18 protein-coding genes are annotated in these 17,548 nt (G+C 46.5%); 16 read left to right on the forward strand and 2 right to left on the reverse strand.

Translation table 11 applies throughout. The features are described 5' to 3' along the window. The first annotated feature begins 82 nt into the window (after positions 1-82). From glsA to pyc, 4 genes are all read left to right on the forward strand, one after another. Complete coding sequence (glsA, locus tag AC1RRX_RS06415; protein ID WP_015239797.1) at positions 83-1,012, forward strand: glutaminase A; 930 nt, start codon at positions 83-85, stop codon at positions 1,010-1,012. Between the two features lie 107 nt (positions 1,013-1,119). After that, a complete protein-coding gene (locus AC1RRX_RS06420) occupies positions 1,120-1,401 on the forward strand; it encodes an Fpa/YlaN family protein (RefSeq protein ID WP_003154494.1) in 282 nt (93 codons plus the stop codon). A gap of 205 nt (positions 1,402-1,606) precedes the next feature. Continuing rightward, positions 1,607-2,818 (forward strand): FtsW/RodA/SpoVE family cell cycle protein, encoded by a 1,212-nt coding sequence (locus AC1RRX_RS06425; RefSeq protein WP_020955774.1) that lies wholly within the window; start codon positions 1,607-1,609, stop codon positions 2,816-2,818. Positions 2,819-2,893: 75 nt separating this feature from the next. Continuing rightward, the gene (gene pyc / locus AC1RRX_RS06430; protein ID WP_020955775.1) at positions 2,894-6,340 is read left to right on the forward strand and encodes a pyruvate carboxylase; all 3,447 of its coding nucleotides are present in this window, start codon (positions 2,894-2,896) and stop codon (positions 6,338-6,340) included. A 98-nt stretch (positions 6,341-6,438) separates the two neighbouring features. On the opposite strand, the gene ctaA is transcribed toward pyc, so the two are convergent. Further along, a complete protein-coding gene (ctaA, locus tag AC1RRX_RS06435) occupies positions 6,439-7,365 on the reverse strand; it encodes a heme A synthase CtaA (protein WP_007409684.1) in 927 nt (308 codons plus the stop codon). Between the two features lie 343 nt (positions 7,366-7,708). Here ctaA and cyoE point away from each other — a divergent pair, with 343 nt between their 5' ends. From cyoE to ctaG, 6 genes are all read left to right on the forward strand, one after another. Then, entirely contained in the window at positions 7,709-8,626 is a 918-nt protein-coding gene (gene cyoE, locus AC1RRX_RS06440) for a heme o synthase (protein WP_003154486.1), read from the forward strand. Positions 8,627-8,843: 217 nt separating this feature from the next. Continuing rightward, positions 8,844-9,914, forward strand: coding sequence for a cytochrome c oxidase subunit II (gene coxB, locus AC1RRX_RS06445; protein ID WP_003154484.1), 1,071 nt, complete (start codon positions 8,844-8,846; stop codon positions 9,912-9,914). Positions 9,915-9,945: 31 nt separating this feature from the next. Next, the gene (ctaD, locus tag AC1RRX_RS06450; RefSeq protein ID WP_007611227.1) at positions 9,946-11,814 is read left to right on the forward strand and encodes a cytochrome c oxidase subunit I; all 1,869 of its coding nucleotides are present in this window, start codon (positions 9,946-9,948) and stop codon (positions 11,812-11,814) included. Continuing rightward, the gene (ctaE, locus tag AC1RRX_RS06455) at positions 11,814-12,437 is read left to right on the forward strand and encodes a cytochrome c oxidase subunit III (RefSeq protein ID WP_003154482.1); all 624 of its coding nucleotides are present in this window, start codon (positions 11,814-11,816) and stop codon (positions 12,435-12,437) included. Before ctaD ends, ctaE begins: the two co-directional genes overlap by 1 nt. A 2-nt stretch (positions 12,438-12,439) precedes the next feature. Further along, the gene (gene ctaF / locus AC1RRX_RS06460; protein WP_007409686.1) at positions 12,440-12,772 is read left to right on the forward strand and encodes a cytochrome c oxidase subunit IVB; all 333 of its coding nucleotides are present in this window, start codon (positions 12,440-12,442) and stop codon (positions 12,770-12,772) included. Between the two features lie 24 nt (positions 12,773-12,796). Next, the gene (ctaG, locus tag AC1RRX_RS06465; RefSeq protein WP_020953993.1) at positions 12,797-13,681 is read left to right on the forward strand and encodes a cytochrome c oxidase assembly factor CtaG; all 885 of its coding nucleotides are present in this window, start codon (positions 12,797-12,799) and stop codon (positions 13,679-13,681) included. A 34-nt stretch (positions 13,682-13,715) separates the two neighbouring features. Here ctaG and AC1RRX_RS06470 read toward each other — a convergent pair whose 3' ends face one another. Next, positions 13,716-14,075 (reverse strand): YugN family protein, encoded by a 360-nt coding sequence (locus AC1RRX_RS06470; protein ID WP_007409688.1) that lies wholly within the window; start codon positions 14,073-14,075, stop codon positions 13,716-13,718. Positions 14,076-14,215: 140 nt separating this feature from the next. On the opposite strand from AC1RRX_RS06470, the gene AC1RRX_RS06475 reads away from it, so the two are divergent. The 6 genes from AC1RRX_RS06475 to AC1RRX_RS06500 all read left to right on the forward strand — a co-directional run bounded on the left by AC1RRX_RS06475 (position 14,216) and on the right by AC1RRX_RS06500 (position 17,476). Continuing rightward, a complete protein-coding gene (locus AC1RRX_RS06475) occupies positions 14,216-14,659 on the forward strand; it encodes a CBS domain-containing protein (RefSeq protein ID WP_032871405.1) in 444 nt (147 codons plus the stop codon). Between the two features lie 84 nt (positions 14,660-14,743). Beyond that, positions 14,744-15,784, forward strand: coding sequence for a CAP domain-containing protein (locus AC1RRX_RS06480; RefSeq protein WP_007409690.1), 1,041 nt, complete (start codon positions 14,744-14,746; stop codon positions 15,782-15,784). Positions 15,785-15,959: 175 nt separating this feature from the next. Beyond that, complete coding sequence (locus AC1RRX_RS06485) at positions 15,960-16,370, forward strand: YlbD family protein (RefSeq protein WP_007409691.1); 411 nt, start codon at positions 15,960-15,962, stop codon at positions 16,368-16,370. 15 nt (positions 16,371-16,385) lie between these two features. Further along, positions 16,386-16,625: a YlbE-like family protein gene (locus tag AC1RRX_RS06490; RefSeq protein ID WP_003154475.1), complete on the forward strand. Its 240-nt coding sequence runs from the start codon at positions 16,386-16,388 to the stop codon at positions 16,623-16,625. A gap of 70 nt (positions 16,626-16,695) precedes the next feature. Further along, on the forward strand, positions 16,696-17,145 hold the full coding sequence (gene ricF / locus AC1RRX_RS06495; protein ID WP_003154472.1) for a regulatory iron-sulfur-containing complex subunit RicF: 450 nt from the start codon (positions 16,696-16,698) through the stop codon (positions 17,143-17,145). Between the two features lie 58 nt (positions 17,146-17,203). Next, on the forward strand, positions 17,204-17,476 hold the full coding sequence (locus AC1RRX_RS06500; RefSeq protein WP_014417705.1) for a YlbG family protein: 273 nt from the start codon (positions 17,204-17,206) through the stop codon (positions 17,474-17,476). The last annotated feature ends 72 nt before the right edge of the window (positions 17,477-17,548 follow it).

The following is a 17,548-nucleotide window of genomic DNA, read 5'->3' on the forward strand; positions in this document are numbered from 1 at the left end:
AAGTATAAAAGTTTTCGCATGAATTGTCACTTTGCGTCGCAAATTAGATGTATACAACGGCAGCGAAGTGAGGATGATCGACATGGTATGCCGGCATTACCAAGAGCTGGACGCATTAGTTCAGGAAGCGAAAAAAAGGACCGAAGAAGGCAAAGTGGCAGACTATATTCCGGCTCTGGCTGAATCTGAACAAGACAGCCTTTCGGTCACGATTTATCATGCGGAAAATACATGTCTGACGGCAGGAGACGCCGACCGGACATTTACGCTGCAGAGCATTTCGAAAGTGCTTTCTCTGGCGCTCGTACTGATGGATTACGGAAAGGAAAAGGTGTTCAGCTGCGTGGGTCAGGAGCCGACCGGCGACCCGTTTAATTCCATGATTAAGCTTGAAACAGTGAATCCGGGCAAGCCTTTAAATCCGATGATTAATGCGGGAGCTCTCATCGTTACGGGTTTCATTAAAGGGCATTCGCCGAAAGACCGCCTGGATTACCTGCTCGGATTCATCAGAAGACTTGCGAATAATCAGGACATTACATATTGCAGACATGTCGCGGAATCGGAATTCAGTTCATCCATGATTAATCGGGCCATGTGTTATTACATGAAGCAGTATGACATTTTTAAAGGCGATGTTGAAGAGGTCATGGATTTGTATACAAAACAGTGCGCGATTAAGATGAGCAGTCTGGATTTAGCCAAAATCGGCTGTGTATTCGCCCTTGACGGCAAGCATCCGGAAACCGGGGAGCAGGTCATTAAAAAAGATGTGGCGAGAATCTGCAAGACGTTTATGGTGACATGCGGCATGTACAATGCGAGCGGGGAATTCGCGATCAAGGTCGGCATTCCCGCTAAAAGCGGCGTTTCGGGAGGAATCATGGGCATTTCGCCGTACAACTTCGGAATCGGTATATTCGGCCCGGCGCTTGATGAAAAAGGCAACAGCATCGCGGGTGTGAAGCTTTTGGAAATCATGTCTGAGAAATACAGGCTGAGTATTTTTTGAAACATTTTTTATCATAACATCTGCTTAAATTCTCTTGCAATTTCATCTGATACCCTTTATGATAAATAGAAGAATTAGGTACTCGCCTGGGGAACGGAGGGATACTTTTGGCTTCAGAGATTATAGTTGACCATCAGCAGAAAGCATTCGAGCTGTTGAAGTTAGATGCTGAGAAGATTTTGAAGCTGATCCGAGTACAAATGGATAACTTAACGATGCCTCAATGTCCTCTGTATGAAGAGGTCTTGGATACTCAGATGTTCGGACTGTCGAGGGAAATCGATTTTGCTGTCCGCCTGGGATTAGTTGACGAAAACGACGGCAAAGAGCTGCTGGACAGACTTGAAAGAGAACTGTCTGCTTTGCATGACGCGTTTACAGGAAAATAAATGATCAAACTCAAACTATTCAACGGTTTGGGTTTTTTTATAACCGTAAACCGTTTTTTTTGCATCTTCTTTTCGTAAGACGGTCTCTTAATCTGCATTTCATCCGAAAAACTATAAAGAAACTGCGTAAATTGTTTATGAATTATAGTAAAATATAATACGCTATAGGTATTAAACGTAAGCTTTAAGCAGGAAAGAGGATGTTATGTTTAAAAGAATGTTAAAATCTTACGATTATTCATTGATATGCGCTATCATTCTGCTGTGCTGTTTCGGATTGGTAATGGTATACAGCTCAAGCATGATTACCGCCGTTATGCGTTACGGCGTGAGCAGCGACTATTTCTTTAAACGGCAGCTGTTCGCCGTCATCGCGGGGTTTGTGCTGTTTATCATCGCGGCCGTTTTTCCGTACAAAGTGTTCGCCCATCAAAAGATTCAGAAATTCATACTGCTTGCGTCAGTGGCTGCGCTTTGCGCGCTGTTTGTTTTCGGACATGTTGCCGGAAACGCGCAAAGCTGGTTTAAAATCGGCGGAATGGCCATTCAGCCGGGGGAATTTGTCAAGCTGACCCTGATACTGTACCTTGCCGCGGTATACGCAAAGAAACAAAGCTACATCGATCAGCTTTTGACGGGGGTTGCGCCGCCGGTGATCGTCACCGTAGTTATTTGTGCGCTTATCGCCATTCAGCCCGACTTCGGAACGGCGATGATTATCGGTCTGATCGCGTTTTGCGTCATTATGTGTTCGGGATTCAGCGGAAGGACCCTGCTCAGGCTGGTTCTCATGGCGGGAATCGTATTGCTCCTTGTCAGCCCGATCATCTATCTGAAATGGGACGATATTTTGACACCCGGGCGTATGAGCCGGTTTGAAAGCCTTGAAAATCCATTTAAATACGCCAGCACATCAGGCCTGCAGATTATAAATTCGTATTATGCGATCGGCTCAGGCGGTTTTTTCGGTCTCGGTCTTGGAGAAAGCATTCAAAAATACGGTTATCTGCCTGAATCGCATACAGACTTTATTATGGCGGTTATTTCAGAGGAGCTCGGCATTTTCGGCGTCCTGTTTGTCATTGTACTGCTGGCTTTTGTCGTGTTAAAAGGTTTTTATATTGCGAGAAAATGTGAAGATCCGTTCGGGAGCCTTTTGGCAATCGGGATATCCAGCATGATTGCGATTCAGACCTTTATCAATCTCGGCGGTGTCAGCGGTTTAATTCCGATCACAGGTGTTCCGCTGCCGTTTATCAGCTACGGAGGGTCATCAATGTTTTTGTTATTAACGAGCGCCGGTATATTGGTGAATGTCAGCATGCATGTCAAGTACTCAGAAAAGAAGAAAAAGAGGGAGCCCGTTCCGTCTAAGGGGGTAAAAAGACGGCAGACGGAAAAAACTGTGTATCTCTAAAAAACAAGTGTATACACAGGACGGATATTCCTTTATTATAAACTACATATTTATTAGGCCAAGGGGGAGAAAAGTTTGTCACAACAATCCATCCAAAAAGTGTTAGTAGCAAACAGGGGAGAAATTGCGATCCGGATTTTCCGGGCGTGCACAGAATTGAACATCAGAACGGTAGCCGTTTATTCAAAAGAAGATTCGGGCTCCTATCATCGCTATAAAGCGGATGAAGCTTATCTAGTGGGAGAAGGCAAAAAACCGATTGACGCGTATCTTGATATTGAAGGGATTATTGAGATCGCAAAAAGAAACGGCGTAGATGCCATTCATCCGGGCTACGGATTTCTCTCTGAAAATATCCGATTTGCGAGACGCTGTGAAGAAGAGGGCATCGTATTTATCGGACCGACGTCAGCGCATTTGGATATGTTCGGAGATAAGGTAAAGGCGAGGGAGCAGGCAGAAAAAGCCGGCATCCCCGTTATTCCGGGGAGTGACGGACCGGCTGAAACATTAAAAGATGTCGAACAATTCGCAAAAGTCCACGGATTTCCGTTTATTATTAAAGCATCGCTCGGAGGCGGAGGCCGCGGAATGAGAATCGTCCGAAGCGAAAGCGAATTGAAAGAATCGTTTGAGCGGGCCAAATCAGAAGCGAAAGCCGCATTCGGAAACGATGAAGTGTATGTTGAAAAACTGATCGAAAATCCTAAGCATATTGAAGTTCAGGTGATCGGAGATAAAGAAGGCAATGTCGTCCATCTGTATGAGCGGGACTGTTCCGTTCAGAGACGCCATCAAAAGGTCATTGAGGTGGCGCCGAGTGTATCTTTGCAGCCTGAATTAAGGGACGAAATCTGTGAAGCGGCTGTGGCGCTTGCGAAAAATGTCGGCTATATCAACGCGGGGACCGTGGAATTTCTCGTAGCGGGCGGTGAATTTTACTTTATTGAAGTGAACCCGCGCGTACAAGTGGAGCATACGATTACGGAAATGATAACGGGGGTTGATATCGTTCAGACGCAAATCCTCGTCGCGCAGGGCCACGGACTGCACAGCCGTGCCGTCAATATCCCTGAGCAGAAAGACATTTTTACAAACGGGTATGCGATACAATCACGTGTGACCACTGAAGATCCGCTGAATGACTTTATGCCTGACACGGGTAAAATTATGGCTTACCGCTCAGGCGGCGGCTTCGGCGTCCGCCTTGATACGGGAAACAGCTTCCAGGGCGCCGTCATCACGCCTTATTATGATTCACTGCTCGTCAAGCTGTCGACATGGGCGCTGACGTTTGAACAGGCATCAGCGAAAATGGTCCGCAACCTGCAGGAATTCAGGATCAGGGGCATTAAGACCAATATTCCGTTTCTTGAAAACGTGGCAAAGCATGAAAAATTCCTGACGGGCCAATATGACACATCGTTTATCGACACAACGCCTGAGCTGTTTGTTTTCCCAAAACAGAAGGACCGCGGAACAAAAATGCTTTCCTATATCGGCAATGTCACGGTGAACGGTTTTCCGGGAATCGGGAAAAAAGAAAAACCTGCATTTGATAAGCCTCAGACCGTTACGTTAGGTATCGGGGAAAAGCCGGCAAGCGGTACGAAACAGATCCTTGATGAAAGAGGCGCTGAGGGGCTTGCAGACTGGGTGAAAGAGCAAAAATCCGTGCTCCTGACCGATACAACGTTCAGGGATGCCCATCAGTCCCTGCTTGCAACCCGGATCAGATCCAATGATTTGAAAAAAATCGCGAATCCTACGGCTGCCCTGTGGCCTGAACTGTTCAGCCTTGAAATGTGGGGAGGCGCGACATTTGATGTAGCGTACCGTTTCTTAAAAGAAGACCCTTGGAAGCGCCTTGAAGATCTTCGCAAGGAAGTGCCGAACACATTGTTCCAGATGCTGCTTCGTTCATCAAATGCCGTCGGTTATACAAACTATCCGGACAATGTCATCCAAAAATTTGTCCGGCAGTCAGCGGAGTCAGGTATTGACGTATTCCGGATCTTTGACAGCCTGAACTGGGTAAAAGGGATGACGCTGGCCATCGATGCCGTCCGTGAAACCGGAAAAGTGGCGGAGGCTGCGATTTGTTACACGGGAGATATTCTTGATAAGACCCGGACGAAATATGATTTGCAATATTATCTTTCTATGGCGAAAGAGCTTGAGGCGTCTGGTGCGCACATTCTCGGCATTAAAGACATGGCTGGTCTTTTGAAACCTCAAGCCGCATACGAACTTGTCTCAGCGCTGAAGGAAACGATTGATATTCCCGTTCATCTTCACACGCATGATACGAGCGGCAATGGCGTCTTTCTCTATGCCAAAGCTGTTGAAGCGGGTGTGGACATCGTGGATGTCGCCGTCAGCTCAATGGCGGGTCTGACTTCACAGCCGAGCGCAAGCGGATTTTATCATGCCCTTGAAGGAAACAGCCGCCGTCCTGAAATGGATGTCCGGCAGGTGGAAAGACTGTCGCAATACTGGGAATCCGTCCGTCAGTATTACAGTGAATTTGAAAGCGGGATGAAGTCTCCGCATACTGAGATTTATAATCATGAAATGCCGGGCGGCCAGTACAGCAATCTGCAGCAGCAGGCAAAAGGAGTCGGCCTCGGTGATCGCTGGAATGAGGTGAAAGACATGTACAGCGTCGTCAACCGCATGTTCGGCGACGTCGTGAAAGTAACACCTTCTTCCAAAGTCGTCGGAGATATGGCGCTTTACATGGTGCAAAACAATTTAACAGAACAAGATGTTTATGATAAAGGCGAAACGCTTGATTTTCCGGATTCAGTCGTTGAGCTCTTTAAAGGGCAGATCGGCCAGCCGCACGGCGGATTTCCGGAAAAACTGCAAAAGCTCGTTCTGAAAGGGCAGACGCCGATCACGGTAAGACCGGGTGAGCTGCTTGAACCGGTATCTTTTGAAGGCATTAAAGAAGAATGGAAAGAAACACATCATATGGAATTGAGTGATCAGGACGCAATCGCGTATGCTCTTTATCCGAAGGTGTTTACTGAATATGTTAAAACGGCGGAACGCTTCGGTGATATTTCCGTATTAGACACACCGACTTTCTTCTACGGCATGACACTCGGTGAAGAAATCGAAGTGGAAATCGAGCGCGGAAAAACGCTGATCGTGAAGCTTGTATCTATCGGTGAACCGCAGCCAGATGCGACACGTGTCGTTTATTTCGAATTGAACGGCCAGCCGCGCGAGGTGGTCATTAAAGATGAAAGCATTAAATCATCCGTACAGGAAAAATTAAAAGCAGATCGGACAAACCCAAGCCACATTGCGGCATCCATGCCGGGAACCGTCATTAAATTGTTAACGGAAACCGGGGCAAAGGTGAATAAAGGCGATCATCTGATGATTAATGAAGCGATGAAAATGGAGACGACGGTACAGGCGCCGTTCTCCGGGACGATACAGCAGATTCATGTGAAAAACGGTGAACCGATTCAGACAGGCGATTTACTGATCGAAATTGAAAAAGCGTAAAAAATGAACATAAAAAAACCTGATCCGCCCTCGTGTGCGATCAGGTTTTTTAGATGTAAAAAGGCCGAAGCTCTAATGCTTCGGCCTTTTCATGTGCCTCAGATGTACCGCTGTTTTGATTCATAGCGGAAGCGGGCGATTAATAATAAGAAATAGCATAAGACGCCGAACAGGCCGGCAATAAAGAGCGAATGGGCAAGTGCAAAGCCGGTGGCCATTTCTGAATAAACAACCATGATTCCGGAGAGCGCCTGTAATACAACAAAGGCAAGAGCCGCTATCCAGCCCCCAAGAATCTGTTTTTGGTCTTTGTAGGAGCGCACCGCATGTGCAAAAGCGACAAGAATCCATACGAACAGAAGCAGCGCTGCCGTTCTGTGGCCCATCTGCACCCATTCCTGAAAATGGGACGGAAGCCCGTGATTCAGCCTGCTGCAAAGCGGAACGTCAGGGCAGGCAAGGCTTGATTTCGTATGGCGCACATAAGCTCCCGTATAAACGACGATATACGTGTAAATCGAAAGGCCGATCATATGAAACTGCATTTTCCTGCCGATTCTGAGCGGCTTGACGAGCTTTTTGTCTGATTTATCAGCTTCGAATATGAGCAGCGTCAAAATCAGAACAGAAGCGAAAGAAATCAGCGATATGCCGAAATGAAGCGCCATAACGAGCGCATTTGATCCGAAAACAACCGCTAATGCGCCGAGAAGCGCCTGTAAAAATAAAAAGATAATGGACATAATGGCGAGAAAGGTTGTTTCACGGAAAACAGGCGTGACTTTTCTCCATGCCCAAAAAGCGAGACTCAGCACGAGAACGATTGAGACACCGCTTGCGAGTCTGTGGCTCCATTCAATGATAGAAGCGGCGTTAAGCTCCGGGAAAAACCGGCCGTGGCAAAGCGGCCACTGCCTTCCGCATCCGAGACCCGATCCTGTCTTTGTGACAAGAGCGCCGCCGATCAGCACGACGAGCATAACGAATGTCGTCAGCACGCCGAGCGCTTTCAAAGCTTTATTCATTTTACATTCACCTTCTTAACAAACTGGACAAAATGATATACGTACCAAGTGTAAGCGAATATGTGTTTTGTGGCAATTCTCAATTCTGTTTGTTCACAAAAATATAATAGAATCAGGACTTCTTAGATAATGGGGTTGATTATTCCAGATGGGTCTGATAGAAATAAAGTAACCGCTTTATTATGAAACCGGCGGATTTGGTAAAATTCATAAAAAGTTCACAAATAAATTCCTGTTTCTCGTTTAATATTTAAGAGGATGTTTTTTTACAGGTCATTATCTTGTATGATAGAGTTGCAGGTCTTAAAAAACCTGCTTTAGGTTTGTAAGGGAGGTTTACGTTATGGCTAATTCCAGAATTTTAAACGATACAGCTATAGACGGACAGATTGAAGAGACGACGGCATGGAAGGATTTCCTTTCGCTTATCAAAATAGGAATCGTCAATTCGAATTTAATTACGACTTTTACCGGCATGTGGCTTGCGTTACATATATCCGGTCTGAGTTTTTTAGGCAATTTAAACACCGTGCTTCTTACATTAATAGGATCTTCTTTGATCATCGCCGGTTCTTGTGCGGTTAACAACTATTACGACCGTGATATTGATCATTTAATGGAACGCACGAAAGTAAGACCGACGGTAACCGGAAAGATTCAGCCGAATCAAGCGCTGTGGTCAGGAATTTTACTCATTGCTTTAGGACTTATCATGCTTTTGATGACCACCGTGATGGCAGCAGTCATCGGTTTTATCGGCGTGTTTACGTACGTTGTTCTTTATACAATGTGGACGAAACGCCGTTATACGATTAATACGGTTGTCGGAAGTGTATCAGGCGCCGTGCCGCCGTTAATCGGCTGGACAGCGGTTGAAGGGCACATCGGTGTTGTCGCGTGGGTTTTATTCATGATTTTATTCATCTGGCAGATTCCGCACTTTTTAGCGCTTGCGATTAAGAAGACGGAAGATTACAGAGCAGCGAATATTCCGATGCTTCCGGTAGTGCACGGCTTTGAAGTGACGAAAAGACAGATTATCGTCTGGGTCGCATGCCTGCTGCCGCTTCCATTTTTCCTCGGCAGTCTAGGTCTTCCGATCGTCATTCTCGGCACTTTGCTGAATGTCGGATGGCTTGTTCTCGGACTGATGGGATTCCGCATGAAAAACATCATGAAGTGGGCAACTCTTATGTTTGTCTATTCGCTTAATTACATGACCATTTATTTTGTAGCGATGGTGGTCTTTACGCTGTTTTAATTAAATAATGAGCTTGTTTGATCGCCAAAACAAACAATGACAACTAGTAAACGCCGCCTTGACCTTTTGTTTAATCAGGCGGCTTTGCTTTTATACATAGATGGAATTTTAAGTAAAAAATCTCATATTTTAAGAAATGAGGAAAAGAAGTATTTCGGCTGGAAGCAGATTTACTGCTTGTGCATCTCGTACTGATTCAAAAAAGGGGTTGGGTGAAATGTTAAAGCGTTGGCGTCTTTTATCATTATTAGCCTTAGTGCCGCTTTTATTGAGCGGCTGTGGAAAACCGTTTCTGTCCACACTCAAGCCTGCCGGCGAAGTGGCTGATAAACAATATGATCTGACGGTGCTCAGCACACTTATCATGGTTGTCGTCGTTGCGGTCGTAGCAGTTATTTTCTTTTACGTCATTGTGAGATTCAGACGGTCGCGTATAGGGGAAGACACGATACCGAAACAGGTGGAGGGGAACCGTTTTTTAGAAATCACCTGGACCGTTATTCCGATCCTGCTTCTGATTATTCTTGTCATTCCGGTTGTCATCGATACATTGGCGCTGGCGGATACGTCGCCGATGGATAAGAAAAACCGTAAAGCAGAGGATGCGCTCGTGATTAATGTAAGGGCGAATTTATACTGGTGGGAATTCGAGTATCCTGATTACGGGTTTGTGACAAGTCAGGAGCTGATCGTTCCCACAGATGAACGCGTCTATTTCAAGCTGAAGTCCTCAGATGTGAAACACTCTTTCTGGATTCCGTCAGCCGGGGGAAAAATCGATACGAATACGGATAATGACAATACTTTCTTTCTGACCTTCGATTCTAAACGCAGCAAAGAAGCGGGAGAATATTTCTTCGGGAAATGCGCAGAGCTGTGCGGACCTTCACATGCGCTGATGGATTTCAAAGTGAAACCGCTGCCGTCAAAAGAATTTAAACAATGGACGAAAGCGATGAAAAATTATAAGCATACAACAGATTCCGGTTTAGCCGCGCAAGGAGAAGAGCTGTTTAAGGAAAAAAACTGCCTGAGCTGTCATGCGGTTGAGCCCAATGATAAACGGGCTGAAGCGGCAAGAACGGCTCCGAACCTCGCTACCTTCGGTGAACGGGTCAAAGTGGCCGGCATTAAGGATGCGAATAAAGAGAATATAAAAGCCTGGCTGAAAAATCCGGACAGCATTAAACCGGGCAATAAAATGACAGGCACTTATCCGAAGCTCTCGGACGCTGAAACGGATGCGCTGTATGAATATTTAAAAGGGCTGAAAGCGGAGAACAAGTGAGGACAGGGAGATATCAGGGGGGAGGTCGTAAATGATGAATACGCTTACAGGACAGCAAAGAAAAAGCTCTTTGCTTTGGGATTATTTGACGACGGTTGACCATAAGAAAATCGCGATTTTATATATGATCGCCGGGGGATTTTTCTTCGTCGTCGGCGGACTTGAGGCCATGCTTATCAGGATTCAGCTCTTGAGGCCGGGGAACGATTTTATGGGTGCTCAGCAGTTTAATGAAATTATGACGATGCACGGCACGACAATGATCTTCCTGGCGGCGATGCCGCTGTTATTCGGGCTGATGAACGCGGTTGTGCCGCTTCAGATCGGGGCGCGTGACGTATCGTTCCCATTTCTGAATGCGCTCGGATTTTGGCTGTTTTTCTTCGGAGGCATCTTTTTGAATCTGAGCTGGTTTTTAGGAGGCGCTCCTGATGCAGGCTGGACGTCGTACGCGTCGCTTGCGCTGAATTCGAAAGGGCACGGCATAGACTTTTTCGTGCTCGGCCTGCAAATATCAGGCTTAGGTACGCTGATTGCGGGGATCAACTTTCTCGCCACGATTATTAATATGAGGGCGCCGGGTTTGACGTATATGAGACTGCCGCTGTTTACGTGGACGACATTTGTGGCGTCGGCACTCATTTTATTCGCATTTCCTCCGCTCACCGTCGGTTTGGCGCTGATGATGCTGGATCGTTTGTTCGGAACGAATTTCTTTAATCCTGAATTGGGCGGCAATACGATAATCTGGGAGCATCTGTTTTGGATTTTCGGGCATCCGGAAGTATACATTTTAATTCTTCCCGCCTTTGGGATTTTTTCAGAAATCATTCCCGTATTTGCGAGGAAACGTCTGTTCGGTTATTCGTCTATGGTCTTCGCGATCGTGCTGATCGGCTTTCTCGGGTTCATGGTTTGGGTTCACCATATGTTTACGACGGGACTCGGACCGATCGCTAATGCGATATTTGCGGTTGCGACGATGGCGATCGCGGTGCCTACGGGCATTAAAATTTTCAACTGGCTTTTGACCATCTGGGGAGGAAATGTCAAATTCACGACGCCTATGCTGTATGCCGTCGCCTTTATTCCTTCTTTCGTACTCGGAGGAGTCACGGGTGTCATGCTGGCGGCCGCAGCGGCAGATTATCAGTTCCACGATACGTATTTTGTCGTAGCGCATTTCCACTATGTCATTATCGGCGGCGTTGTGTTCGGCATCCTGGCGGGGGTGCATTTCTGGTGGCCGAAAATGTTCGGGAAGGTGCTTCATGAAACGATGGGGAAAATTTCGTTCGTCTTATTTTTTATCGGGTTTCATCTTACCTTCTTCATTCAGCATTTCCTCGGTTTGATGGGAATGCCGCGGCGCGTTTACACATATCTGCCCGGCCAGGGGCTTGATACCGGCAACCTGATCAGTTCAATCGGCGCGTTTTTCATGGCGGGCGCGGCTGCTTTACTCGTCGTCAATATTATTTATACCTCAATAAAGGGGAAATACGTCGGGAACGACCCGTGGCTGGACGGTCGTACGCTTGAATGGGCGGTCTCTTCGCCGCCGCCGGAATATAATTTTAAACAGCTTCCGTTTGTCCGGGGACTTGACCCGCTGTGGATTGAAAAGCAGGCCGGAAATGAAGGGATGGCGCCTGCAGAGCCTGTAGAGGACATTCATATGCCGAACGGCTCCATCATGCCGTTTATCATATCTTTCGGGCTGTTTGTCGCAGCGTTCGGGTTTTTATACCACTCCGATTATTCATGGGGGCTTCCGGTTATCTTCATAGGGCTCGGCATCACATTCTTTACCATGCTGCTTCGCTCTGTGGTCGATGATTACGGCTATCATATTCACAAAGAAGATCTGCCGAATGATGATAAAGGGGTGAAGGCGTAATGCAGCTGCAGGAAAAAATGACGGCTGAAACCTTTCCGGCTTCTCCTGAAAAAGCAACGCTGGAGGGGAAAAATAAGTTTTTGGGATTTTGGCTGTTTCTCGGCGGGGAAACGGTTCTGTTCGCCTCGCTATTTGCAACATTCCTTGCTTTACGGGAATCTAAAGCCGGAGGGCCGTCAACGGCTGAGATGTTTGAGCTGCCGATCGTATTTATCGCGACGATGCTTCTTTTAACGAGCAGCTTAACGAGTGTGTATGCGATGTATCATATGAAAAATTTCTCCTTTAAAAAAATGCAGGTGTGGCTTTTGGTTACCGTTTTATTGGGAGCAGGATTTTTAGGGGTAGAAATCTATGAATTTATGCATTACACTCACGAATTCGGCTTTACCATTACAAGCTCTGCGCTCGGCTCAGCGTTTTACACGCTCGTCGGCACACACGGAGCACACGTGGCGTTCGGGCTGTTGTGGATCAGCGCGCTGATGATCCGGAATGCAAAAAGAGGGCTCAGCCTTTATAATGCGCCGAAATATTATGTGGCCAGCTTATATTGGCATTTTATCGATGTCGTGTGGGTCTTTATCTTTACCGTTGTATATTTGATGGGGATGGTGGGATAACGATGGACGATAACAAAAACAGAGGGACTGTCAGTACGGATCTCGAATATCGAAAAAAGAAAAATGCCGAGGAGATGAAATATCAGGTCATATCCTTCGGTTTGATGATCGGCCTTACGCTTGTCGCGTTTTTGACGGTGGCTGCTGACGGCATTGCCGGATGGTTTACGATGCCGTTTCTGATCCTGCTTGCGGTCATCCAGGTCATCTTTCAGCTGTTTTACTTTATGCATATGAGCCAGAAGGGGCATGAAGCGCCGTCATTATTTCTGTATTCGGGAATATTTGTCGCGTTTATCACCGTGCTTGCATTTGTCACGATTATTTGGTGGTAATCGGGGCGGCGGGGAGTGAGAGATTTGATTAATTTGGAAATGTTCGGGTTTCGCGCAATGTGGAGCCCATATCTGTTTTGTATAACTGCCGTGATAACAGGTGTTTACTTTTACTGGTGCAGCCGGCATAAAGGACGTGTGTCCGCTAAGGAGAAGGTGCTGTTTGTGCTTTCCGCGCTATTTTTTTACGCGGCTGCGGGAAGTCCGGTTGATTTATTGGGCCATGTGATGTTCAGCGCCCATATGACGCAGATGGCGGTTCTGTTTTTAGTCGTACCGCCGCTGTTGATTTCCGGAATTCCCGGCTGGGCATGGAAAAAACTGATCTTCCGTCCTGTCGTAAAGCCGCTGTTTTCGTTCTTTTCAATGCCGCTTATCGCATTAGTGCTGTTTAACGGTATTTTTTCACTGTATCACATCCCGTTTATATTTGATTTCGTCAAAACGGATTCGCTGTATCACACGCTGATGAACGGACTCATCTTTGTAACGGCGTTTTTTATGTGGTGGCCGCTTGTGCATAAGGTGGACGGTCTGCCCCGTCTCAGCGGTTTAATGAAGCTGGGGTATATTATGGCAGACGGGATTCTGTTAACGCCGGCCTGCGCGCTCATTATGTTCAGCGGGGCGCCCATGTATGCCACGTATACAGATCCGGCGGCTTGGGCCGAAGCAATGAAGCTTTGCGTTCCTTTAGATTTGCTGGAGGAGATCCCTTTATCCGGACCGGAGATGTTTAACACGCTCCCTCCTCTGGAAGATCAGCAGCTTGGGGCAGTACTGATGAAAATCATTCAAGAGGCGGTCTACGGAACATATTTGGCTGTCATCTTTTTTCAGTGGGTCAGAACGGAACGGGAAAAAGATACGCTGTCAGAGCCGCCGTATATCGAGCATACCGTCTCATGAAAAAAAGTACAGCAGAATATGCTGTACTTTTTTATTACATTTGCACTGTTTTTAATGACTCTTCCAATTCAAGCAGTAAAGCTTTGCTTTCAGCGACGACATGTTCCGGAAATTCTTCAGCGCTGCCGTATTCTACGCCGTGCGGATAATAATGCTTTCCTAAAAGAGGGGCCTTCAGCTGAATCACGGCCCGGCTGCCGCCGACATCGCCCTCTTTTGCCGTTCCTTGAATCCGCAGATAAAATGTCCCCTCAGGTACTGAAAACTTTTTGTCGTAAGTCACTCTTTCATAATCCCATTGTCCAGCCAGAATGAGCCCTTTACCTTCCATCAGATCATTCAAGCGGCTGAGCTCCGCTGTTACCCCTTCAAGACCGCTGTTTTCAAACTTCAAACCTTCCCCCTCCTTTTAAAAATGCCCTTTCCTGACAATCATAGTATGAAAGCGTTACACTTTCAATGATTCATACGGTGAAAGTATGCAAAATGAAAAATTTGACGACAATAGTAGCAGAAAAAAGGAGGAATTCCGCAATGACAAAGATCAATAAGCTCATGACGTCAGACTTGCAATATTGTACAGTATTAGATAATGTATATGAAGCTGCGGTGAAGATGAAAGACGCAGATGTCGGCGCCATTCCGATAGTGGATGAAGACGGCGCCACACTTGTCGGGATCGTGACAGACAGAGATCTCGTATTACGGGGAATTGCTTCAAAAAAGCCGAACTCTCAAAAAATAACCGACGCAATGACAGAGCGGGTTATCAGTGCAGAGGAAGACGCCTCTGTGGAGGAGGTGCTCCATTTGATGGCTGAACATCAGCTCAGAAGAATTCCCGTCACAAGGGATAAAAAACTGGTCGGCATTGTTACGCTCGGCGATCTTTCGTTGGCCGAGCAATCAAATGAGCAAGCAGGCCGAGTGCTGTCTGACATTTCTGAAGACGGCGGTCCGGAGGGGTTTATCCATTAAACATAAATCACGGACGATGCAAATAGGCTGTACTGTATAAGAGTAAACAAAAACAGAACGGTTTGAACATATGGGGGTGAGAGGTTGAAAAATATCGCAAGGGCTCTCGTTATCCTTTTGCTTATTTACGGAGCGTATGTTCTGTTTATACAATATGGATCGGCTCCTCAGAAAAAGACGGATCAGGAGGAGCCTCAGGTTTCCAATGAAGAAGAGAGCGGAAAACGGCTGAAAATGCCGTCATCCGGACTGCTTTCTCTCATGGGGAAATCTGCCGCCGATGTGAAAAAGAAACTTGGGGAACCGTCCCGGAAAGATCCTTCTGCCTACGATTACGAGTGGTGGGTGTACAACCAGGGGAAAGACCAATACGTACAAGTCGGTATTTTGAATGATAAAGCCGTGACTTTATACGCTTCGGGAAGCGGCATTAACGCAAAACCGTTTAAGATCGGCGAATCGACTGGCGAAGTTTTTAAAACGACGCAGGTTTCTCCTTTTGTCAATGTGACTGACAAGGGAAACACGTATCGGTTCGAGTTTTCTGAAGAAGATATCAATACCCGTCCCACCGTCAAGATAGGCGGAATGTATGTTCAGCTGTACATGGACAAATTTGACGGGAATCTGTCAAGCATCAGGGCATTTGATGCGGAAACACTTGTGAAACAAAGGCCGTATGAAGTCATGTACAGAGGAAAGCTGACAGAACCCGAGCCTGTTTCTGATAAAAAATGGAACGATATTGAACGAGCGAGTGAACAGCAGATTCTCGATATTACAAATGTCATCCGCGTAAAACACGGACTTGCAAGGCTGAAATGGGACGAAGGCGCCGCAAAAGTGGCATTCGGCCACAGCAAGGACATGAAGGATAACAAGTATTTCTCTCACGTCTCAAAGAAATACGGGACTCTGAAGGACCGCTTGGAAAAAGGCGATGTGAAATACCGGGAGGCCGGTGAAAATATTGCCTACAACTATGTGGACGGTCCTGCAGCCGTGGAGGGCTGGCTGAACAGCGAAGGCCACAGAAAGGCGCTGTTAAGCCCGGATTATACGCACCTCGGTGTCGGCGTTGATCAGAAGTATTATACGCAAAACTTCATTAAGCCTTGGCAGTAAAAAACCGCAGAGGGGCGCGTCCCCCGCGGTTTTTTTATGTTTTTTCGCGAGCGGTGCTCCTGGCGAAAAAAACAATTTTTATATATACCTGCTTTTTTTCTCAATTTAGGCGAACATTAAGGCGCATGAACCGATACATTATAGCAGGCAAAACTTTTCGGAGGGGGTGAGAATTGTGGCGAATCAGCAATCACGGCAATCAATCGATGATTTTAAACAATTCGTAAAAAAGCATCCCAAACTGATCCAAAATGTTCGCAAGGAACAAAGAAGCTGGCAGGAAGTCTATGAAAATTGGGTTCTTCTGGGCGAGGATGATCCGATATGGGACCCTTTTAAAGACGAGGCCGTTCAGCCTTCTTCCGACGCGGAAACCAAACAGGAACCAGCTGAAAAAAACGATTTCGTTTCAAAAATGGTCACTGCCGTCAAAAAGATGGATATCAACCAAATGAATGAGCAGATCAATAAAATGAGCCAATCCATTTCATCATTGCAAAGCCTTTTAAGCCAATTTTCGGGGAGCAGCACGAAGCAGCCCCGGCAAGGCTCCGGACAACATCCTTTTTCGTTCAGAAAGGATTAAAGAAGGGGATCGTGTATGCGAAAAGAGGTTCAGGAATTCATATCCGCAGATGAGGAACGGAAACGGTTTATACGGCAGCGTCCCGTCTGGTACCGCAGACTTGCGAGAAAACCGGACGATCTCAATTCCTTTCAGCTTGACATGATGAATTTTTATGAAAAGACGATACCGCATCGGGTAAGCCAATTCTCAAACGGGATTCAAATGGCGCAGATGATGATGCAGATGGTTCACGCCATGCGTTCACAGGATTAAAAAGCGTTTAAACGCCGCATTTTCCAATTGGGTGGTTTCATGGTAAACTAGCAACTGGAGGTGCGTATTTATGTATGCAACAATTGAGTCCGTCAAGCTTCAAAGTGAAGCGGAGCAGCTTGCCGGCATGATTCTGCAGTCTGAGACGGCTGAAAATTACCGCGATTGTTACAAGCGTCTCCGTGAAGATGAAGAGGCAGGGCGGATCATTCGTTCTTTTATGAGCGTTAAAGAGCAGTATGAGGATGTGCAGCGCTTTGGCAAATACCATCCTGATTATAGAGAGATTTCCCGCAAAATGAGAGAAATGAAACGGGAACTGGATTTAAACGATAAGGTGGCCGAATTTAAAAAAGCGGAGACTGAGCTTCAGTCGCTGCTTGACGAGATCAGCATTGAACTCGGAACGGCCGTCTCGGAGCATGTAAAAGTTCCGACGGGGAATCCTTATTTTGACGGCCTGTCATCCTGCGGCGGCGGGTGCGGTTCCGGCGGCGGCTGCGGATGCAAAGTTTCCTGACGAGACGACCGTCTCGTCTTTTACATAAAATGAACAGAAAGTCAGGCGGGTGATCATGATGGAAAATAAGCGCCAAGGCATAATCGTATATCTGCATTCCTTAAAACACAGCAAAATGCTGAGAAAATTCGGCAACGTTCATTATGTTTCCAAGCGGCTGAAATACGTTGTGCTGTATTGCGATATGGACCTAATCGAAAAAACAATGGAAAAGATTTCTTCTTATTCATATGTGAAGAAGGTAGAGCCTTCTTATAAACCTTTTTTAAAGCTGGAATTTGAATCAAAGCTTGATAAAGCGAAAGAGTACGATTATAAAATCGGCATATAAAAAAATCCCCGCAGATACCTGCGGGGTCCTTCTATTCCTTAACAAGTTAAGGAGAAGGAAAAGGGAGAGGAG

Source organism: Bacillus sp. GW821-FHT11D08 (assembly GCF_058808515.1).